Here is a 22,931-nt window from a genome sequence, read left to right as displayed (position 1 = left end):
GCCGTGAGCCCGTCCGACCGCCCGGCGCGCACCGCGCCCGTCTCGGGGCTGCAGCGCGGCCTCTGGTTCCTCGACCGCCTCGACCCGCGGGCCGTCACCTACTGCACCCCCTGGACCCTCGACGTCACCGGCCCGCTCGACCTCGCCCTGCTCCAGCGCGCGCTGGACGCCGTCACGGCCCGGCACGAGACGCTGCGCACCACCTTCGCGCTGCACCCCGACGGCCCCCGCCAGCAGGTGCACCACCGCCCCGCCGTGCCGCTCGCGGTGACCGACCTGCGCCCGCTGGGCGGCCCCGGGCAGGAGGAGCGCCTGGAGGACCTGCTCACCGCCCGCTGCGCCGAGCCCTTCGACCTGGCCGCCGGCCCGCTGCTGCGCGCCGAGGCCTTCCGGCTCGCCGACGAGCGCACCACGGTGCTGTTCACCGTCCACCACATCGTCTGGGACGGCTGGTCCGCCGAGGTCTTCGAGCGCGAGCTCGCCGAGCTGTACGGCGCGGCGGTGCGGGGCGGGCGGGCCCGGCTGCCGGAGCTGACCGTGCAGTACGCCGACTGCGCCGAGGAGGAGCTCGGCACCTCCTACGAGGAGCACCTGACCTACTGGAAGCAGCAGTTGGACGGCGCCCCCACCCTGCTGGAGCTGCCCACCGACCGGCCCCGGCCCGCCGAGCGCGGAGCGGCCGGCCGGACCGAGGAGTTCGGCCTCGCGCCCGGGACGGCGGCGCGGGTCCGCGCGCTGGCCGAGGCGGAGGGCGTCACCCCGTTCACCGTCCAGCTGGCCGCGTTCGCCCTGCTGCTGAACCGCTGGACCGGCGCCGACGACCTGGTGGTCGGCACCCCCGTCACCACCCGGGACCGCCCCGAACTGGAGCACCTGCTCGGCTACTTCGTGAACCTGCTGCCGCTGCGCCTGCGGCTGGCGCCGGCGCTGGGCTTCCGGGACCTGCTGGAGCACGTCCAGGACGTCGCCTTCGAGGCGTACGGCTACCTCGACCTGCCCTTCGACCAGATCGTCGACCGGCTCGGCGCCGCCCGCAGCGCCCAGCACCCGCCGCTGGTCCAGGTGGTGTTCGGCGCCCACGGCGAGGACCGCAGCCCGCTGGCGCTCGGCCCGGCGGCCACCGCCCGCAGCCGGGTGCGCTCCAACGGCACCAGCAAGTTCGACCTCACCTGGTCCGTGTTCGACGGCGGGGACGCCGGGGGCGAGCTGCGCGGCGAGGCCGAGTACCGCAGCGAGCTGTTCGACCCGCAGACCGTCCGCCGGCTGGCCGCCGAGTACGACGCCCTGCTCACCGCGGCCCTGGACGACCCCGACGCCACCGTGCTGCGGCTGACCACCCGCCCCGTGGACGCGGGCGCGGCCACCGACACCCCCGGCCACTGCCTGCACCACCTGTTCGAGCGGGCCGCCGACGCCCACCCCGACCGGCCCGCCGTCGGCGACCCCGACCGCACCCTGAGCTACGCCGAACTGGACCGCCGGGCCAACCGCCTCGCGCACGCCCTGCGCGCCCGCGGCGCCGGCCCCGGCGACCGGATCGGCATGCTGCTGGAGCGCACCGCCGACGTCCTGGTCACCGTCCTCGGCGTGCTCAAGACCGGCGCCGCCTACGTGCCCGTCGACCTGGCCGCCCCCGCCGACCGGGCCGCCCTGGTCTTCGGTGACACCGGCGTCGCCCTGGTGGTCACCGACCGCCCGGACCGGGTGCCCGACGGCCCCTGGCAGGCCTACGACCTGAGCGCCGAGGCCGCCGACCTGGCCGCCCGGCCGGACACCCGCCCGCCGGCCGCCGGCCGCCCCGGCGACGTCGCCTACGTCATCTTCACCTCCGGCTCCACCGGCCGCCCCAAGGGCGTCGCCGTCGCCCACGAGCACGTCAGCCGGCTGATGGCGGACGGCGCGCGGCACTTCGGCTTCGGCCCGCAGGAGACCTGGACGCTCTTCCACAGCTACGCCTTCGACTGGACGGTGTGGGAGATGTGGGGCGCCCTGCTGCACGGCGCCCGCCTGGTCGTCGTCCCGTACGTGACCAGCCGCTCGCCCGAGGAGTTCGCCCAGCTGCTGGAGGAGGAGGGCGTCACCCGCCTCTGCCTCACCCCCTCGGCGCTGCGCCAGCTGGAGCCGGTGCTGCGCCGCAGCCCGCGCGCCCTGCCCGCGCTGAAGTGGATCATGCTCGGCGGGGAGGCGCTGGACCCGGCCGTCGTCCAGCGCTGGTTCGAACTCGACCCGCCGCCCCCGGCCCGGCTCTGCAACCTGTACGGCATCACCGAGACCACCGTCCACGTCACCACCCACGACCTGGCCGGCAGCGCGGGCTTCGAACGCAGCCTGATCGGCACGCCCATGCCGCACCTGAGCGCCCAGGTCCTGGACGACTGGCTGCGGCCGGTGCCGCCCGGCGCGGCCGGCGAGCTGTACATCGGCGGCGGCAGCCTCGCCCACGGCTACTGGGGCCGCCCCGGCCTCACCGCCGGGCGCTTCGTCGCCGACCCGTACGGCCCGCCCGGGGCCCGGCTCTACCGCACCGGCGACGTCGCCCGGCGGCTGCCCGGCGGCGGACTGGAGTACATCGGGCGCGCCGACTTCCAGGTCAAGCTGCGCGGCTTCCGGATCGAGCTCGGCGAGATCGAGAACGCCCTCGCCGCCCACCCGGACGTCGACGCCTGCGTCGTCACCGTGCACGAGGACCGCCTCGCCGCGTACGTCACCGGACGCGAGCCCGCCGACGTCCGCGCCTTCCTCGGCCGCTCGCTGCCCCCGTACATGGTCCCGGCCACCTTCACCGTGCTGGAGTCGCTGCCGCTCACCGTCAACGGCAAGGTGGACCGCGCCGCCCTGCCCGCCCCCGGGCAGCGCAGCGCCGCCGCCGCGGGCCGCCACGTCGAGCCGCGCACCCCGGAGGAGGAGGCCTTCGCCGCCGTCTGGACGGAGGTCCTCGGGGTGGACGGCATCGGCGTCCACGACGACTTCTTCCACCTCGGCGGCGACTCCATCCGGGCCGTCCAGCTGGCCGGCGCGCTGCACGAGCGCGGCTGGGGGCTGAGCCTGCGCGACGTCTTCAACGCCCCCACCGTCGCCGCCCTGCTGCCGCTGGCGAAGCCCGTCACCGAGGACCCGGACGCCCACGAGCCGTTCGCCCTGATCACCCCGGAGGACCGCGCCGACCTGCCGCCCGGCGTCGTCGACGCCTACCCGATGGTGTCCATGCAGCTCTCCATGGTCTTCCATATGGAGATCGCCGGCGGCACCGACAGCTACCACAACGTCAACTCCTACCGGATCTCCGGCGACCTCGACGAACAGGCGTTCCGCCGCTCCGTCGCCGAGGCCCTGGACCGCCACGCCGTGCTGCGCACCGGCCTGGACCTGTCCGGCTACGGCGAACCGCTGCAGCTCGTCCACGGCCGGCTGCCCGCCCCCGTCGAGTTCGCCGACCTGCGCGGCACGGCCGAAGCGGACCAGGACGCCGCGATCCGCGAGGTGTTCGACACCCACCGGTGGACGCCCTTCGACCTCACCGCCCCGCCGCTGTTCCGGATCACCGTGCAGCGCCTGGCCGAGGACGCCTTCCAGCTCACCGTCTCCGAGCACCACGCGATCCTCGACGGCTGGAGCTTCACCTCGCTGCTCACCGAGATCCTAGAGCGCCACGGCGCCCTCGCCGCCGATCCGCTCGGCGCGCCCACCCCGCCGCCGCGCACCGCCTTCCGCGACTTCGTGGCCGTCGAACGGCAGGCCGCCCGGGACGAGCGCTCGCTCGGCTACTGGCGCGAGCGGCTGTCCGGCGTCAGCGGCCAGCTGTTCCCCGGCAGCGAGTCCGTGCACGAGGCGCCGCGCACCGTCGAACGGGTGCTGCCCGAGGCGCCCGACCAGCTGCGGACCGTCGCCGACGCGCTCGGCGTGCCGGTCAAGTCGGTCGCGCTCGCCGCCCACCTGCACGCCCTCGCCGCCGTCACCGGGAAGCAGCGCGTCACCACCGGCCTGGCCGTCAACGGCCGGCTGGAACGGCTCGGCGGCACCGAGGTGTACGGGCTGTTCCTCAACACCGTCCCGCTGAGCTGCGAGCCCACCGGCGACCTGCTCGCCCTGGTCCGCGAGGTCCACCGGGAGGAGCTGGACATGATGCCGCACCGCCGGGTGCCCTTCGCCCGGCTCGCCCGGCTGATGACCGACACCGCGCTGGACAGCCAGTTCGGCTACCTGCGCTTCCACGCCCTCGGCCGGCTCAGCTCGGCCCGCATCGTGGACGGCCGGATCGGCACCGAGCCGACCCTGCGCCACGAACCCAACAGCTTCGCCTTCGGCGCCTCGGTGATCCAGGACCCGGTCACCCAGCGGGTGCTGCTCGCGGTGGACCACCAGCGCTCGCTGGTCACCGACAGCACCGCCGAGCAGTTCATCGACACCTACGCCACCGCCCTGCACACCATGGCCGCCGCCGCCCGAGACCTCTGAGGACCCGTCATGACCGATCTGCTGGACCGCCTGCGCGCCACCGTCGCCGCCCACCCCGAGCGCACCGCCGTGCTGGCCGGCGCCGACCGCCTGGACTTCGCCGAACTCGACCGCCGCACCGCCGCCCTGGCCCGCGCCCTGCGCGCCCTCGGCGTCGGCCGCGGCGACCGGGTCGGCGTCCACCTCGGCCGCACCGCCGACCTGCCGGTCGCCCTGCTCGCCGTCTGGCGGGCCGGCGCCGCCTACGTCCCGCTCGACCCGGCCTACCCCGCCGAGCGGCTCGCCTTCATGGCCACCGACGCCGGGCTCGCCGCCCTGATCAGCGCCGACGGCCTCCCGGCCGCCGAGGGCGTGCCGGTGCTGCGCCCGGACGCCGCCGCCGACGGGCCCGACCTGCCGACCGGGGCGCACCCGCTCGACCCGGCCTACGTCATCCACACCTCCGGCTCCACCGGCCGTCCCAAGGGCGTCGAGGTGCCGCGCGGCGCCGTCGCCGCCCTGGTCGAGGCCCTGGAGGCCACCGGCGCCTACCGCGCCGGGCCCGGCGTGGTCGGCTGGAACGCCAGCGTCTCCTTCGACGCCTCCGTCCAGCAGTGGGCCCGGATCTGCCGCGGCGACACCGTCCTGGTCATCGGCGAGGAGCACCGCGCCGACCCGGCCCGGGTCGCCGCCCTGCTGGCCGAGCACGCCGTCACCGACCTCGACCTGACCCCCTCGCACTGGGAGCTGCTGCGCGAGCCGCTCGCCGGCGCCCGGGTGCCGCGGCTGTTCATGGGCGGCGAGCCCGTCCCCGAGCGCACCTGGCGGGAGCTGGCCGACGGCGGCATCGACGCGCTCAACCTGTACGGGCCCACCGAGTGCACCGTCGACGCCGTCACCGCGCCGATCAGCGGCCCCGGGCCGCACCTGGGCGAACCGCTGCCCGGGGTGCGCCTGCACCTGCTGGACGAGAAGCTCGCCGCCGTCCCCGACGGCGTCGTCGGCGAGCTGTACCTGGCCGGGCCCGGACTCGCCCACGGCTACGTCGGCCGGCCCGCACCGACCGCCGAGCGCTTCGTCGCCGACCCGTCCGGCGGGCCGGGAGCCCGGATGTACCGCACCGGCGACCAGGCCCGGCGCGGCGAGGGCGGCCGGCTGGAGTACGTCGGCCGGGTGGACCGCCAGGTCAAGCTGCGCGGCTACCGGATCGAGCTCGGCGAGGTCGAGCACGCCCTGGCCCGGCTGACGGGCGTCCGGGCCGCCGCCGTCACCGTCCACGAACCCGCCCCCGGCGACCGGCGCCTGGCCGGCTACGTCACCGGCGCCGTCACCGCCGCCGAGCTGACCGAGCGGCTGCGGGCCACCGTGCCCGCCCACCTGGTGCCCTCGGTGATCACCGTGCTGGACGCCCTGCCGCTCACCCCCAACGGCAAGGTCGACCTGGCGGCGCTGCCCGTCCCCGCCGCCCCCGCCACCCCCACGCAGGAGGCGGCGGCCGGCACCGGCGGACTGGCGGAGCAGGTCGCCGAGGTCTGGAGCACCGTGCTCGGCGTCACCGGCGTCCGGCCCACCGACGACTTCTTCTCGCTCGGCGGCCACTCGATCGCCGCGCTGCGGGTCGTCCACCTGCTGCGCCGCCGGCTCGGCATCGAACTCCAGCTGCGCCACCTGCTCGACTCCGCCGACCTGGCCGCCTTCACCGCCACCGTCGGGCAGGCCGCCGCGGCCGGCACCGCCGCCCCCCGGCCCGCCCTGACCGCCCGCGCCCGGGCGGCCGGCGCATGACCGCCGCACTGCGGGTACGGCCCCGCGTCGAGGGGGACTGGCTGTTCGTCCCCGCGCCCCAACCCCACCGCCCCTACCGGCTGTTCTGCTTCCCGCACGCCGGGGGCGACGCCACCGCCTACACCCCGCTCGCCCGCGCCCTCGCCCCGGCCGCCGAGGTCTGGGCACTGCGACCGCCGGCCCGCGGCGGCCGGCTCGGCCACCCGATGCCCGCGAGCTTCGACCTGCTGGTCGACGCCGTCCTGGAGGCCCTCACCCCGCACCTGACCGGCCGGTTCGGCTTCTACGGGCAGAGCTTCGGCGCCCTCCTCGGCTACGAGGTCGCCCGGGCGCTGCCCGCCGAGCGGCGCCCCGAGCTGGTCGTCGCCGCCGCCGCCTCGCCGCCCGCCGCCTGGGCCGGGGCGGACCGCCCCCGGCACACCGCCGACGAACTGCTGCGGCTGGCCGGGATGGGCGAACTCGTCGAGGGCGTCGCCGACCTGAAGGAGAACGCGCTGCGCGGCATCCGCACCGACCTGGCCGTGGTCGACACCTACCGGCCCCGGCCCCACCCGCCGATCGGCTCCGCCCTGCACACCGTCGTCGGCGTCGAGGACCCCCTCCTCGCCGTGGGCGGCCTCGAAGGCTGGGCCGCCCACACCCGCGGCGGCTCCGGCCACCACGTCGTCCCCGGCGGCCACCTGCTCGCCACCGTCGACGGGCCCGGCCCGGTCGACCTGCTCTCCTCCCTCATCGCGCGGCCCGGCGCCGCCCACCAGTCCACGACGGAGCACTGATGCCAACCACCACCGCGGTCGACCTCACCGACCCCGACCTGTGGGCCCGCCCCGACACCCCCGCGCTGGTCGCGGAGCTGCGCCGGGAGTCCGCCGTCCACCGCACCGACACCGTCGACGACGGGCAGGTCTGGTCGGTGCTCTCCTACCGGCACTCCGCCGAGGTGCTGCGCAACGCCGCCCTCTACAGCTCCGAACAGGGCTCGCTGCTCGGCGCCGGCGAGGGCAACGTCCCGGTCGGCTCCGGCCGGATGATGGCCCTCACCGACCCGCCCCGGCACCGCGAACTGCGCGCCCCCGCCAACCCGTTCTTCGCCCCCGGCCCGGTGCGCGGCGCCGCCCGCGGCATCACCGACCTCGCCGCCTCGATCGTCGAGAAGGCCGTCGAACTGGGCGAGGTCGACCTCGTCGACGCCGTCTCCGCCCTCCCGCTGTCCGTCATGTGCGACCTCCTGGACGTCCCCGAGCAGGACCGCGAGATGGTCGAACGGGTCTGCGACGTCGCGTTCCTCGGCAACACCCCCGAGGAGCGCCGGGCCGGCCACCAGCAGCTCATCCCGTACCTGCTGCACCAGGTGATGCTGCGCCGGACGGACCCGAGGGACGACCTGATCAGCAAGATGGCGACCTACCGGGTCGGCGGCAAGCTGCTGCCGGTCGAGGACGTCGTGCTCAACCTGGACAACATCGTGGTCGGCGGCGTCCAGACGGTCCGTCACACCGCCGCCATGGGCCTGCACACCCTCACCCGGCACCCGGAACTGTGGCGGAAGCTGCAGCGCGGCGAGGTCGGCATGGACTCGGCCCTGGACGAACTCCTGCGCTGGACCTCGGTCGGGCTGCACACCCTGCGCACCGCGAGCCGGGACACCGAACTCGACGGCCACACCATCCGGCGCGGCGACCGGGTCGCCGTCTGGGTGTGGTCCGCCAACCGGGACCCGGAGGTCTTCGACCGGCCCGAGGAGATCCTGCTCGACCGCAGCCCCAACAAGCACCTCGCCCTCGGCCTCGGCGCCCACTACTGCATCGGCGCACCGCTGGCCAAGGCCGAACTCGGCGCCCTGTTCACGGCGATGCTGGAACGCGTCGCCGTCATCGAGCCGACCGGGCCGGTCACCCACAACCGCTCGATCATCAACTTCGGCCTGGACCGCTTCCCGGTCCGCCTCCTCCCGCGCTGACGTCCGACGGCGGCAGCCACCCGCACCGAACTGCCGCGTACCTGCCTCGCCTCCTGCCGTTGCGGGCCCCGGGCCGCCCGTACCTTCGAATCAACCCAAGGAGGACACCATGAGCAACCCGTTCGAGGACGACAACGCCGGCTACCTGGTCCTGGCCAACGACGAGAACCAGCACTCCCTCTGGCCGGTCTGGATCGACGTGCCCGCCGGCTGGACCACCGTCCACGGCGAGGACACCCGCCAGGGCTGCCTCGACTACATCGAGGCCAACTGGACCGACATCAGGCCCGCCAGCCTGGTCGCCTCCCTCGCCCACCAGTGAGCGCCACCATGCCGACCTGGGAACTGAACCCCGGCCGCCCGGCCCTCGCCCACGCCCCGCGCACCGCCGACCTGGGCGAGGCCTGCGACTGGCTGCGGGAGAACGAGACCGAGCTCACCGACGCCCTGCACCGCCACGGCACGATCTTCCTGCGCGGCCTGCCGGTCGCGAGCACCGAGGACGTCGCGGCCGTGCGCGACGTGCTCATCCCCGAGCGCACCCCCTACCGCGAGAAGGCCACGCCGCGCAGCGACTACGGCAACGGGGTCTTCTCCTCGACCGACCTGCCGCCGGCCCAGCCGATCCGGATGCACAACGAGAACAGCTACACCCTCACGTTCCCCGGCCGGCTGCTCTTCGCCTGCCTGATCGCCCCCGAGGAGGGCGGGGCCACCCCGACCGCCGACTGCCGCAAGGTGCTCGACCACCTGCCGGCACACCTGGTCGAGCGGGGGCGGACCTCCGGCTGGACGCTCACCCGCGCCTACTCGGACTACGTCTCCCTCGGCTGGCGCACCGCCTTCGCCACCGAGGACCCCGCCGAGGTCGAGGCCTACTGCCGGGAGAACGGCATCACCTGCGAGTGGCGCCCGGACGGCAACCTGCGCACCAGCCAGCTGCGCCCCGCCACCATCCACCACCCGCGCACGGGTGAGGAGGTCTGGTTCAACCACCTCGCGTTCTGGAACGAGTGGTCGCTCGACCCGGACATCCACGAGGCGATGACCGAGGAGTTCGGCCCGGACGGCCTGCCGTTCAACACCGGATTCGGTGACGCCGAACCGCTCGGAAGCGCCGACGTCGACGCCCTCAACGAGGCGTACCACGCCGCGACCGTTCGCGAGCGGTGGCAGGTCGGCGACGTGATGCTGGTCGACAACGTGCTCTGCGCACACGGCCGGGACCCGTACCGCGGCGACCGCAGGATCGCCGTCTCGATGGGACAGCCGGTCGACGTCCTGGACTGCCGGCCCAGCGTCCGCCCGGACCTGGCCGCCGTCTGACCGCCGACCGACCGTCCCCATCCCGAACACCCCGTGCCGTGCCGTGACGTGAGTAGAGGAAGCACCGTGATCCCGGTTTCGTACGCCCAACAGCGTCTCTGGCTGATCGACCAGATCGAGGGGCCGACCGCGCTGTACAACCTGCCGTTCGCCCTGCGCCTGCGCGGCGAGCTCGACACCGCCGCGCTGCGCGCCGCGACGGCGGACGTGGTCGCCCGGCACGAGGCCCTCCGCACGGTGTTCCCGGTGGTCGGGGGAGTCCCGGTGCAGCGGATCCTGCCCGCCGAGGAGGCGCGGCCGCGCTTCCTGGTGCTGGACCGCGCACCGGCCGACTACCCCGCCCACCGGGACGCGGCCGCCGCCGAGACCTTCGACCTGAGCCGCGAACTGCCCATCCGGGTCACGGTGTTCACCCTCTCACCGACCGAGCACGTGCTGCTCGTCGTGCTCCACCACATCGCCGGCGACGGTTGGTCGCTCGGCCCCCTGCTGCGCGACCTCGCCGAGGCCTACCGGGCCCGCCTCGCCGGCGACGCCCCGTCGTGGGAGCCGCTGCCGATCCAGTACGCCGACTACGCGCTCTGGCAGCGCGATCTGCTCGGCGACGAGCGCGACCCCGAGAGCCTGCTCGTCCGTCAACTCGACTACTGGCGAACCGCGTTGGCGGGTCTGCCGGAGGAACTGGAGCTGCCGACCGACCGCCCCCGACCGCCCGCCCCCACCGGCGCCGCCGACTCCGTCGACGTCGCCTGGGACGCCGGTCTGCACACCGCCCTGCTCACCCTCGCCCGCACCCACCGCACCACCCTGTTCACTGTCCTCCAGGCCGGCCTGGCCGCCCTGTTCACCCGGCTCGGCGCCGGCACCGACATCCCGCTCGGCACCGGCGTCGCCGGGCGCGCCGACGAGGCCCTGGACGACCTGGTCGGCTTCTTCGTCAACTCCCTGGTGCTGAGGGCCGACACGTCCGGCGACCCGAGCTTCGCCGAGTTGCTCGGCCGGGTCCGGGAGGCCCAGCTCGACGCCTTCGCCCACCAGGACCTCCCCTTCGAGCGCCTCGTCGAGGAGCTCAACCCGCCCCGCGCGCTCGGCCGCCACCCGCTGTTCCAGACCCTGCTGGTGCTGCAGAACCACGGGCAGGACGCCGCACCCGACCTGCCCGGGCTGGAGAGCGCACCGGAACCGATCGGCCTGCGCGTCGCCAAGTTCGACCTCAACATCGGCATCGCCGAACAGCACGGCCCGGACGGCGCCCCCGCCGGGCTCACCGGCTCGATCGAGTACGCCGCCGACCTCTACGACCGCGCCACCGTCACCGCCCTCGCCGACCGGCTCGGCCGGCTGCTGGCCGGCGCCGCCGCCGACCCGCAGGCGCCCATCGCCACCCTGGACGTGCTCGCCCCCGAGGAACGCACCCGCATCCTCGTCGAATGGAACGCCACCGACGCCCCCCGGTGGAGCGGCACCCTCGTCGAGTCCTTCGAGCGCCGGGCCGACCGCACCCCGCACGCCACCGCCCTCGTCCACGACGGCGGCACCCTGACCTACACCGAACTCGACACCCGCGCCAACCGCCTCGCCCACCACCTCACCGCCCTCGGCGTCGGCCCCGAGACCCCCGTCGCGATGCTGATGGAGCGCTCCGCCGACGTCGTCGTCGCCACCCTGGCCGTCCTCAAGGCCGGCGGCTGCTACGTCCCCATGCACCCCGGCCTGCCGCCCGAGCGGATGACCGGCGTGCTCGCCGACACCGGCGCCCCCGTGCTGCTCACCGACCGCGCCGACCCGGGCTTCCCGCACGGCGCCGCCGTGGTCCGCCCCGGCGACGAGGCCGGCGCCCCGGCCCACCGCCCCGGCGTGCCCGTCCACCCGGACCAGCTCGCCTACGCGATGTACACCTCCGGCTCCACCGGCCGCCCCAAGGGCGTCGCCGTGCGCCACCGCGACGTGCTCGACCTCGCCGCCGACCGGCGCTGGCAGGACGGCCGCCACCAGCGCGTCCTGCTGCACTCCCCGCACGCCTTCGACGCCGCCACCTACGAGATCTGGACGCCGCTGCTGGCCGGCAACACCGTCGTGGTCGCCCCGCCCGGCGCCCTCGACGCCACCGCCCTGCACGCCGTCACCACCCGCCACGACGTCACCGCCGTCTTCCTCACCAAGGCCCTGTTCGACCTCGTCGCCGAGCAGGCCCCGGAGACCTTCGCCGCCCTGCGCGTCGTCTGCACCGGCGGCGAGGCCGCCTCCGGGGTGCTGCTGCGCCGGGTCCTGGAGGCCTGCCCCGAGCTGCTGCTCGCCCACGTCTACGGCCCCACCGAGACCACCACCTTCGCCACCCACCACCCGCTCGCCCCCGCCGACCTCGACGGCCCCCGGGTGCCGATCGGCGGCCCGCTCGACAACATGCGCAGCTACGTCCTCGACGCCCGGCTGCGCCCCGTCCCGCCCGGCGTCCCCGGCGAGCTGTACCTCGCCGGCGCCGGCCTGGCCCGCGGCTACCTGGGCCGTCCCGGCCTGACCGCCGAACGCTTCGTCGCCTGCCCGTACGCGCCCGGCGAGAGGATGTACCGCACCGGGGACCTCGTGCGGCTGCGCGCCGACGGCGCCGTGGAGTTCCTCGGCCGGATCGACGGGCAGGTCAAACTGCGCGGCTTCCGGATCGAACTCGGCGAGATCGAGGCGGCGCTGTCCCGCCACCCCGCCGTCCGCCAGGTCATCGTGATCGCCCGCGAGGACCGCCCCGGCGACACCCGGCTGGTCGCCTACTGCACCGCCGAGGCCTCGCTCACCCCGGCCGAGCTGCGCGCCTTCGCCGGCACCGCGCTGCCCGGCTACATGGTCCCCGCCGTGGTCGTCCTGCTGGACGCGCTGCCGCTCAACGCCAACGGCAAGGTCGACCGCCGCGCCCTGCCCGCCCCCGACCTCGCCGCCGACGACACCGGGCGCGCCCCCCGCGACGAGCGCGAACGGGTGCTCTGCGAGCTGTACGGCGAACTCCTCGGCATCGACGACATCACCATCGACGACGACTTCTTCGCCCTCGGGGGCCACTCCCTGCTCGCCACCCGCCTGGTCGGCCGGGCCCGCACCGAGCTCGGCGTCGAACTCGCCATCGGCGACCTCTTCCAGGCCCCGACCGTCGCCGGGCTCGCCGACCGGCTCGCCGACCGCGCGACCGGCGCCCCCGCCCCGGCCCGCCCGTCGCTTCGGCCCGTCGCCCGGCCCGAGCGGGTGCGGCTCTCCTTCGCCCAGCGCCGGCTCTGGTTCCTGGCCCGGGCCGACGGCCCCTCGGCCACCTACAACGTCACCCTCGCCCTGCGGCTGAGCGGCCCGCTCGACCCCGCCGCCCTGGAGGCCGCCCTCGGCGACGTCGTGCACCGGCACGAGGCCCTGCGCACCGTCTTCGGCGAGCACGACGGCACCCCGTACCAGCGCGTCCTCGACGCCCCCGCGACCGGCCTGCTCACCGTCACCGACCGCCCGAGCGGCGAACTCGCCGGCCACACCTTCGACCTCGCCACCGACCTCCCGGTCCACGCCTACCTGCGGCCCGAGGGGGCCGAGGAGCACGTGCTGGTCCTGGTCGTCCACCACATCGCCGGGGACGGCGCCTCGCTGGGCCCGCTCTACCGCGACCTCACCGACGCCTACCGGGCCCGCCTCGCGGGCGAGGCCCCGCCGTGGGAGCCGCTGCCCGTCCAGTACGCCGACTACGCGCTCTGGCAGCACGAACTGCTCGGCGACGAGGACGACCCCGAGAGCCCGCTCTCCCGCCAGCTCGCCCACTGGCGCGAGGCGCTGGCCGGCGCGCCCGAGGAACTCCCGCTGCCGCTGGACCGCCCCCGCCCGCCGGTCGCCACCCACCGCGGCGCGGTCGTCCCGCTGGAGTTCGACGCCGACCTGCACGCCCGGCTCACCGCGCTCGCCGCCGAGCACGGCGTGACCCTCTTCATGGTCCTGCGGGCCGCGTACGCCACCCTGCTGCACCGCTTCGGCGCGGGCACCGACCTGCCCATCGGCACCCCGCTGGCCGGCCGCCTCGACGAGGCCGTGCAGGAGCTGGTCGGCTTCTTCGCCAACACCCTGGTGCTGCGCACCGACCTGTCCGGCCGCCCGAGCTTCGCCGAGCTGCTGGCGAGGGTCCGGGAGAGCGACCTGGCCGCCCACGCCCACCAGGACGTGCCCTTCGAGCGCCTGGTGGAGGAGCTGAACCCGACCCGGTCGACCGCCCGCCACCCGCTGTTCCAGGTGATGCTGGCCTTCGCGGGCGCCGCCGAGGACGGCCCGGACCTGCCCGGCGTGACGGTGACGGAGGAGCCGGTCGACTTCGGGACGGCCACCTTCGACCTCACCCTGCGCCTGGTCGAGCGGCAGGGCGCCGAGGGCGCCGCCGCGGGGCTGGCCGGCGTCCTGGAGTACGCCACCGACCTGTTCGACCGCGGGAGCGCCGAACAGCTGGCCGCCGCCCTGGAGTCGGTCCTCCGCCAGGTCGCCGCCGACCCCCGGCGGTCCGTCGCCGAGCTGGACGTCCTGCCCGCCGGGCGGCGGGCCGCGGAGGCGGGCGACCACACCCCGCTGCCCGCGACGGTGCCCCTGGTGCCGGCCGTCTTCGAGGCGCAGGCCGCGGCCACGCCGGACGCGGTGGCCCTGGTCTGCGGCGAGCTCTCGCTGACCTTCGCCGAGCTGAACGCCCGGGCCAACCGGCTCGCCCACGCGCTGATCGCCCGGGGCATCGGCCCCGAGCGCGTGGTGGCGCTGGCCCTGCCGCGCTCGGCCGAGACGGTGGTGGCCGTCCTCGCGGTGCTCAAGGCCGGCGGCGCCCACCTGCCGCTGGACGCCGAGTACCCGGCCGAGCGGACGGCGCACATGCTGGCCGAGGCCCGCCCGGCGCTGGTGCTCACCGACGACCGCTGGCCGCTGCCCGAGGTGCTCGACGGGCACCCCGCGCTCGACCTCGCCGCGCAGCCGGCCGGCCCGCAGACCGACCCGGCCCCGCGGGCCACGGCGGCCGACGCCGCCTACGTCATCTTCACCTCCGGCTCCACCGGCCGCCCCAAGGGCGTCGTGGTGCCGCACGGCGGCATCGCCGCGCTGCTGGCCGCCCACCGCGCGGGCGTGATGGCCGGGGCCGCCCGGCAGCGGGTCGCGCTCACCGCCTCGCTCTGCTTCGACGCCTCCTGGGACGGCCTGCTGTGGCTGGTCGCCGGCCACGAGCTGCACCTGATCGGCGGCGACGTGCGGCGCGACGCCCGGGCGCTGGTCCGCCACGCGCGCGAGCAGGGCATCGGCGTCCTGGAGGTGACGCCCTCCTACGCCGAGCAGCTGATCGAGGAGGGCCTGCTGGAGGAGCCCGCGCCGGCCCTGGTGCTGCTCGGCGGCGAGGCCGTCGGCCGGGCGCTCTGGACGCGGCTGCGCGAGGCCCCGGGCACCGCCGCCCACAACCTCTACGGCCCGACCGAGTGCACCGTCGACGCCCTGACCCACCCGCTGGAGGCCACCGGGCGGCCCGTCCTCGGACGCACCGTCGCCGGCACCCGCTGCCACGTCCTCGACGAGTACCTCAACCCCGTCCCGGCGGGTGTGCCGGGGGAGCTGTACCTGGCCGGCGCCGGACTGGCCCGCGGCTATCTGGCGCGGCCGGGACTGACGGCGGAGCGCTTCGTCGCCTGCCCCTTCGAGCCGGGCGCGCGCATGTACCGCACCGGGGACCTGGTGCGCCGCACCCGCGACGGGGAGCTGGAGTACCTCGGCCGCACCGACCACCAGGTGAAGATCCGCGGCTTCCGGATCGAACCCGGCGAGATCGAGCGCGTCCTGACCGCCCACCCGCGGGTGCTCCAGGCGGCCGTCCTGCCCGACGGGGACGGGCTGCGCCTGGTCGCGTACGTGGTCGCCGACGGCCCGCTCGACCCGGCCGAGCTGCGCGCCACCGCCGCCCGGACGCTGCCCGGCTACATGCTGCCGGCCGCGATCGTGCCGCTGGACGCGCTGCCGCTGAACGCCAACGGCAAGCTGGACCGGTCCGCCCTCCCGGCACCGGACTTCGGGGCGCTGTCGGCCGGCCGGGCGGCGCGCACCCCGCAGGAGGAGATCCTGTGCGGGCTGTTCGCGGAGGTGCTCGGCCTGGAGGGCGTCGGTATCGACGACGACTTCTTCGATCTGGGCGGTCACTCGCTGCTGGCCACCAGGCTGCTCAGCCGGGTGCGGGCGGCGCTGGGTGCCGAGTTGGGGATCCGGGACGTCTTCGAGGCGCCGAGCGTGGCCGGGCTGGCCGCCCGCCTGGGCGCCGGCTCCGAGCGGGCGGCGCTCGGTACGGGCCGTGAGCGCCCCGACCGCGTCCCGCTGTCCTTCGCCCAGCAGCGCCTGTGGCTGATCGACCGGATGGAAGGCCCCAGCGCCCTCTACAACGCGCCGCTGGCGCTGCGCCTGACGGGGGAGCTGGACGCCGCCGCGCTGGAGCTCGCCCTCGGCGACGTGGTCGCCCGGCACGAGAGCCTGCGCACCCTGATCGAGGAGTTCGACGGCACCCCGTACCAGCGCGTCCTTCCGGCCGGGGAGGCCGTGGTCCCGCTCGACACCCGGGACTGCCCCGCCGACGAGGTGGCCGCCACGGTGGCCGGACTGTGCCGCCACGCCTTCGACCTGCGCACCGAACTCCCCGTCCGCGCCGCCCTGCTGCGGGTCGCGGCCGAGGAGCACGTGCTGGTCCTGGCGCTGCACCACATCGCCAGCGACGGCTGGTCCCTCGGCCCGCTGGTCCGCGACCTCACCGGCGCCTACGCGGCCCGCGCCGAGGGCGCCGCCCCCGGCCGGGCGCCGCTGCCCGTCCAGTACGCCGACTACGCGCTCTGGCAGCGCGAGCTGCTCGGCGAGGAGAGCGACCCCGAGAGCCTGGCGGCCCGCCAGCTCGCCCACTGGCGCGAGACCCTGGCGGACCTCCCGGACGAGGCGACGCTGCCGCTGGACCGCCCCCGCCCGCCCGTCGCCTCCCACCGCGGCGACCGGGTGGCGCTCACCCTGGACGCCGAGTGCCACCGCGAACTGGTCGCGCTCTCCCGGGCCCACCGGGTCACCCTGTTCATGACCGTGCAGGCGGCCCTCGCCGCGCTGCTCACCCGCCTCGGCGCGGGCACCGACGTCCCGATCGGCTCGGTGGTGGCCGGGCGCTCCGACGAGGCGCTGGACGAGCTGGTCGGCTTCTTCGTCAACACCCTGGTGCTGCGCACCGACACGTCCGGGAACCCGAGCTTCGCCGAACTGCTCGGCCGTGCCCGGGAGACCGCCCTCGGCGCCTACGCCCACCAGGACGTGCCCTTCGAGCGCCTGGTGGAGGAGCTCAGGCCGGCCCGCTCGCTGGCCCGCCACCCGCTGTTCCAGGTCATGCTGGTGCTCCAGAGCAACGAGCGGGCCGAGCCGGCCACGGCGGGCCTGCACGTCGAGCCGCTCGCGGCGGGCAACGGCTCCGCCAAGTTCGACCTCAGCCTGATCGCCGAGGAGTCCTTCGGCCCCGACGGCGAGCCCGCCGGGATCGACTGCGCCCTCGACTACGCCACCGACCTCTTCGACCGGGAGACGGTCGAGGCCGTCGCCGTGCGCCTCGCGCGGCTGCTGGCGGCGGTGGCCGCCCGGCCCGAGCTGCCGATCGGCCGCATCGAGCTGCTGTCGTCCGAGGAGCGTGCCGCGCTCCCGGCGGCCGGCGCCGCCCTGCCGGCCGAACTCCCGCTGCTGCCCGCCGCCTTCGCGGCCCAGGCCGCCCGCACCCCGGAGGCCGTCGCGCTGGTCTGCGGCGAGGTCCGGCTGACCTTCGCCGAACTGGACACCCGGGCCGAGCGGCTCGCCCACCGCCTGCGGGCCGCGGGCGCCGGGCGGGAGTCGGTGGTCGCCCTCGCCCTGCCGCGCTCGGCGGAGACGGTGGTCGCCATGCTCGCCGTGCACAAGGCCGGCGGCGCCTACCTGCCGCTGGACGCCGAGTACCCGGCCGAGCGCACCGCCCACATGCTCGCCGACGCCCGCCCGGCGCTCGCCCTCACCGACGACCGCTGGCCGCTGCCCGAGGTGCTGGCCGGCCTGCCCGTCCTGGACGTCGCCCCGCCGGCCGACGTCGCCCCGCCGGCCGAGGACGCCGAGGGCGCCGCGCCCGACCCGGGGTGGTGCGCCCTCGACCCGGGCGACGCCGCCTACGTCATCTACACCTCCGGCTCCACCGGCCGCCCCAAGGGCGTCGTGGTGCCGCACGGCGCCGTCGCCGCCCTGCTCGCCGCCCACCGCGCCGCCCTGATCCGGGGCACCGAGGAGGCCCACGGCCGGCAGCGGATCGCGCTCACCGCCTCGCTCTGCTTCGACGCCTCCCTGGAGCCCCTGCTCTGGATGTTCGCCGGGCACGAGCTGCACCTGATCGGCGACGAGCTGCGCCGCGACCCGGCGGCGCTGGTCCGCCACACGGCCGCCGCCGGGATCGACGCCCTGCACCTCACCCCGTCCTACACCGAGCAGCTGATCGAGGAGGGGCTGCTGGACGCACCCGCGCCGCGCCTCCTGCTGCTCGGCGGCGAGGCCGTCGGCCAGGCGCTGTGGCAGCGGCTGCGGGAGCACCCCGACACCGCCGGCCACAACTTCTACGGTCCGACCGAGGCCACCGTCTACGCGCTGACCCAGCCGTTCGACGCGGCGCGGCGCCCCGGTCTCGGCGGCCCGATCGCCGGGGTGCGGGCGTACCTCCTGGACGAGTACCTCAACCCCGTCCCGGTGGGAGTGCCGGGGGAGCTGTACCTCGCGGGCGCCGGACTGGCCCGCGGCTACCTGGCGCGGCCGGGACTGACGGCGGAGCGCTTCGTCGCCTGCCCCTTCGAGCCGGGCGCGCGCATCTACCGCACCGGGGACCTGGCCCGCCGCACCCGCGACGGCGGCGTCGAGTACCTCGGCCGCACCGACCACCAGGTGAAGATCCGCGGCTTCCGGATCGAACCCGGTGAGATCGAGCAGGTGCTGGCCCGCCACCCCGCCGTCCGCCAGGCCGTGGTCACCGTCCGGGAGAGCGACACCGGCGACCGGCGCCTGGTCGCCCACTGCGCGGTGGGCCACTGCACGGCGGGCCGGGAGACGCCCGAACTCGCCGTCGAACTGCGGCGCTTCGCCGCCGGGGCGCTGCCCGGCTACATGGTGCCGGCCGCCGTCGTCCTGCTCGACACCCTGCCCCTGACGGGCAGCGGCAAGGTCGACCACCGGGCGCTGCCCGAACCGGACTTCGGGGCGCTGTCGGCCGGCCGGGCGGCGCGCACCCCGCAGGAGGAGATCCTGTGCGGGCTGTTCGCGGAGGTGCTCGGCCTGGAGGGCGTCGGCATCGACGACGACTTCTTCGACCTGGGCGGCCACTCGCTGCTGGCCACCAGGCTGCTCAGCCGGGTGCGGGCGGCGCTGGGTGCCGAGTTGGGGATCCGGGACGTCTTCGAGGCGCCGAGCGTGGCCGGGCTGGCCGCCCGCCTGGGCACCGGCTCGCGGCGACCGGCGCTGAGCGCGGCGGGCGAACGCCCGGAGCGCGTCCCGCTGTCCTTCGCCCAGCAGCGCCTGTGGCTGATCGACCGGATGGAAGGCCCCAGCGCCCTCTACAACCTGCCGCTCGTCCTGCGCGTGGCGGGCGAGCTGGACGCCGCCGCGCTGGAGCTCGCCCTCGGCGACGTGGTCGCCCGGCACGAGAGCCTGCGCACCCTGATCGAGGAGTTCGACGGCACCCCCTACCAGCGGATCCTGCCCGCCGGGCAGGCCCGCGTCCGGGTCGAGCTGCTGCCGCCCGGCACCGAGCCGGCGAGCTGCACGGCCCGCCCCTTCGACCTGGCCGCCGACCTGCCCGTCCGCGCCCACGTCATCCCGGCCGGGCCCGGGGAGCACCTGCTCGCCCTCGTCCTGCACCACATCGCCGGGGACGGCTGGTCGATGGGCCCGCTGCTGCGCGACCTCGCCACGGCCTACGCGGCCCGCACCGGCGGCGCGGCCCCGCAGTGGGCGCCGCTGCCCGTCCAGTACGCCGACTACGCGCTCTGGCAGCGCGAACTGCTCGGCCGGGAGGAGGACGGGGAGAGCCTGCTCGCCCGCCAGCTCGCCCACTGGCGCGAGGCGCTGGCCGGCCTGCCCGAGGAGCTGTCGCTGCCCGTCGACCGGCCGCGCCGCGCGGCCGCCTCGCACCGCGGCGAGCGGGTCGTCGTCCCGTACGGCGCGGAACTCCACCGCGCTCTCGGCGAGTTGTCGCGCCGGCACCGGGTGACGATGTTCATGACCGTGCAGGCGGCCCTCGCCGCGCTGCTCACCCGCCTCGGCGCGGGCACCGACGTCCCGATCGGCTCGGTGGTGGCCGGGCGCTCCGACGAGGCGCTGGACGAGCTGGTCGGCTTCTTCGTCAACACCCTGGTGCTGCGCACCGACACGTCCGACGATCCGAGCTTCACCGAGCTGCTGGCCCGCGTCCGGGAGACCCAACTCGACGCCCACGCCCACCAGGACGTGCCCTTCGAACGCCTGGTGGAGGAGCTGAACCCGGCCCGCTCGCTGGCCCGCCACCCGCTCTTCCAGGTGATGCTGCTGCTGGAGGGCCGGGGCGACTCGGCGCCGCTCGCCGCGGCCGGCCTGGACGCCTCGGCGGTGTCCTCCGCCGGGACGGTCGCCAAGTTCGACCTGAGCGTGGGCCTCGGCGAGTCCTTCGACGCGGACGGCGCGCCCGCCGGCCTGGAGTGCGCGATCGACTTCGCCACCGACCTCTTCGACCGGGAGACGGTCGAGGCGATCGCCGTGCGCCTCGGCCGGCTGCTGGCGGCGGTGGCCGCCCGGCCCGAGCTGCCGATCGGCCGCATCGAGCTGCTGTCGGCCGAGGAGCGCGCCGCGCTCCCGACCGCCGGCGCCGCCCTGCCGGCCGAACTCCCACTGGTCCCGGCCGCCTTCGCGGCCCAGGCCGCCCGCACCCCGGAGGCCGTCGCGCTGGTCTGCGGCGAGGTCCGGCTGACCTTCGCCGAACTGAACGCCCGCGCCAACCGGCTCGCCCACCACCTGATCGGGCGGGGCATCGGACCCGAGTCCGTGGTCGCCCTCGCCCTGCCGCGCTCGGCCGGGAGCGTGATCGCGACCCTGGCCGTGCTCAAGGCCGGCGCGGCCTACCTGCCGCTGGACGCCGACCACCCGGCCGACCGCACCGCCCGCACCCTCGCCGACGCGGCCCCCGCCCTCGTCCTCACCGACGACGGCTGGCCCCGGCCCGAGGCGCTGGCCGGCACCCCCGTGCTGGCCCTCGCCGAGGCCACCGGGCCGGACACCGACCCGGCCCCGCGCGCCTCGGCCGGCCACGCCGCCTACCTGATCTACACCTCCGGCTCCACCGGCCGACCCAAGGGCGTCGTCGTCCAGCACGGCAGCCTCGCCGCCCTGCTGGCCGTCCACCGGGCCGGGCCGATCGCCGCCGCCGAGGCCGCGCACGGCCGACTGCGCGTCGCGCTCACCGCCTCGCTCTGCTTCGACGGGTCGCTGGAGAGCCTGCTCTGGATGTTCGCCGGGCACGAGCTGCACCTGATCGGCGACGAGCTGCGCCGCGACCCGGCCGCGCTGGTGCGGTACGTGCGCGCGGAGGGCATCGGCGCCATGGACGTCACCCCGTCCTACGCCGAGCAGCTCCTCGCCGAGGGCCTGCTGGAGGGCGCCGCCCCGGCCGTCCTGGTGCTGGGCGGCGAGGCCGTCGGCCAGCAGCTCTGGACGAGCCTGCGCGCGGCGCCGGGCACCACCGCCTACAACCTGTACGGCCCGACCGAGGCCACCGTCTACGCCCTCGGCCGGCCGCTCGGCGGGGCGGAGCGCCCCGGTCTCGGCGGCCCCGTCGCCGGGGTGCGGGCGTACCTCCTGGACGAGTACCTCAACCCCGTCCCGCCGGGCGTGCCCGGGGAGCTGTACCTGGCCGGCCCGGGCCTGGCCCGCGGCTACCTGGGCCGCCCCGGCCTGACGGCGGAACGCTTCGTCGCCGACCCGTTCGCGGCCGGGGACGGGCCCCTCCTGCCCGGTGGTGGGCACGGAGGGAGGATGTACCGCACCGGGGACCTGGCCCGCCGCACCCGCGACGGGGAACTGGAGTACCTCGGCCGCACCGACCACCAGGTGAAGATCCGCGGCTTCCGGATCGAACTCGGCGAGATCGAGCACGTGCTGACGCTCCACCCGCGGGTCGGCGCCGCCGCCGTGCTGCCCGCCGCGGACGGGCTGCGCCTGGTCGCCCACGTGGTGGCCGACGGCCCGCTCGACCCCGCCGAACTGCGCGCCTTCGCCGCCGGCCACCTGCCCGGCTACATGCTGCCCGCCGCCGTCGTCCCGCTGGCCGCGCTGCCGCTCACCGGCAGCGGCAAGCTCGACCGGACGGCGCTGCCCGCACCGGACTTCGGGCAGCTCGCCGGCGGCCGCGCCGCCCGGACGCCGCAGGAGTCGATCCTGTGCGGGCTGTTCGCGGAGGTGCTCGGCCTGGAGGTCGTCGGCATCGACGACGACTTCTTCGACCTCGGCGGCCACTCCCTGCTCGCCATGAAGCTGCTCGCCAAGGTCCGCGGCGCCCTCGGCACGGACCCCGGCATGCGGGCGCTGTTCGAGACACCCACCGTGGCCGGGCTCGCCCGACGGCTCGACCACGGCCCGGCGCCCGACGCGCTGGACGTCCTGCTGCCGCTGCGCGCCGGCGGCGACCGGCCCCCGCTGTTCTGCGTCCACCCGGCGGCCGGCATCAGCTGGGTCTACTCCGGGCTGCTGCGCCACCTCGGCCCCGAGCAGCCGGTGTACGGCCTCCAGGCCCGGGGCCTGCGCGGCGACGCACCGGCGAGCGTCGCCGAGATCGCCGAGGACTACGTGCGGCAGATCCGCGCGGTGCGTCCCGACGGCCCGTACCACCTGCTGGGCTGGTCCTTCGGCGCGGTGGTCGCGCAGGAGATGGCCGTGCGGCTGCGGGCCGAGGGCGCCGAGGTCGGCCTGCTGGCCCTGCTCGACGGCGCCCCGGCGGTCCGCACCGCCGGCGCCCCGCCCGTCGAAACCGCCGACACCCTCGCGGAGTTGCTGCACTCGCTCGGCCACGACCCGGCGGACGGCCGGGGCCTCGCCGATCTGCGGGCCGTGCTCGGGGAGGCCGTGGCCGTGCTGCCGGAGGTCTTCGACCGGCACCGCAAGCTGATGGCCGAGCACGTGCCGGCCCGCTACCGGGGGGACGCCGTCTTCTTCGGGGCGACCACCGGCAAGCCCGCCGACTGGCCGTACGAGCAGAGCTGGCGGCCGTACCTGGACGGCCGGATCGAGAGCCACCGCCTGGCCTGCGCCCACGGCGAGCTGACCCGGCCGGAACCCCTCGCACGGATCGCCGCCGTGCTGACCGAGAAGCTGCACACCGAGAAGCCGCACACCCAGAAGCCGGGAGCGTGAC

The 22,931-nt window shown here is 76.3% G+C and carries 6 protein-coding genes and 1 pseudogene; all 7 read left to right on the top strand.

Annotation, left to right across the window (positions count from 1 at the left end; genetic code table 11):
• The first annotated feature begins 3 nt into the window (after window positions 1-3).
• Entirely contained in the window at window positions 4-4,455 is a 4,452-nt protein-coding gene (locus ACZ6EM_RS20935) for an amino acid adenylation domain-containing protein (protein WP_465772971.1), read from the top strand.
• Window positions 4,456-4,464: 9 nt separating this feature from the next.
• The gene (locus tag ACZ6EM_RS20930; protein WP_452178859.1) at window positions 4,465-6,219 is read left to right on the top strand and encodes a non-ribosomal peptide synthetase; all 1,755 of its coding nucleotides are present in this window, start codon (window positions 4,465-4,467) and stop codon (window positions 6,217-6,219) included.
• Entirely contained in the window at window positions 6,216-6,995 is a 780-nt protein-coding gene (locus tag ACZ6EM_RS20925; protein ID WP_465772970.1) for a thioesterase II family protein, read from the top strand. Before ACZ6EM_RS20930 ends, ACZ6EM_RS20925 begins: the two co-directional genes overlap by 4 nt.
• Window positions 6,995-8,179, top strand: a complete 1,185-nt coding sequence (locus ACZ6EM_RS20920) for a cytochrome P450 (RefSeq protein ID WP_401044488.1) — start codon at window positions 6,995-6,997, stop codon at window positions 8,177-8,179. The genes ACZ6EM_RS20925 and ACZ6EM_RS20920 overlap by 1 nt, the downstream gene beginning before the upstream one ends.
• A gap of 109 nt (window positions 8,180-8,288) precedes the next feature.
• Complete coding sequence (locus ACZ6EM_RS20915; RefSeq protein ID WP_189922088.1) at window positions 8,289-8,501, top strand: MbtH family protein; 213 nt, start codon at window positions 8,289-8,291, stop codon at window positions 8,499-8,501.
• An 8-nt stretch (window positions 8,502-8,509) separates the two neighbouring features.
• Complete coding sequence (locus ACZ6EM_RS20910) at window positions 8,510-9,505, top strand: TauD/TfdA family dioxygenase (protein WP_359898259.1); 996 nt, start codon at window positions 8,510-8,512, stop codon at window positions 9,503-9,505.
• A gap of 66 nt (window positions 9,506-9,571) precedes the next feature.
• Window positions 9,572-22,930 (top strand): annotated as a pseudogene (locus tag ACZ6EM_RS20905) (non-ribosomal peptide synthetase); the annotation flags it as partial.
• Window position 22,931: the final 1 nt, after the last annotated feature.

The sequence above is a fragment of the Kitasatospora sp. NPDC041917 genome (assembly GCF_055589745.1).
This window is presented reverse-complemented; position numbering and strand designations above follow the sequence as displayed.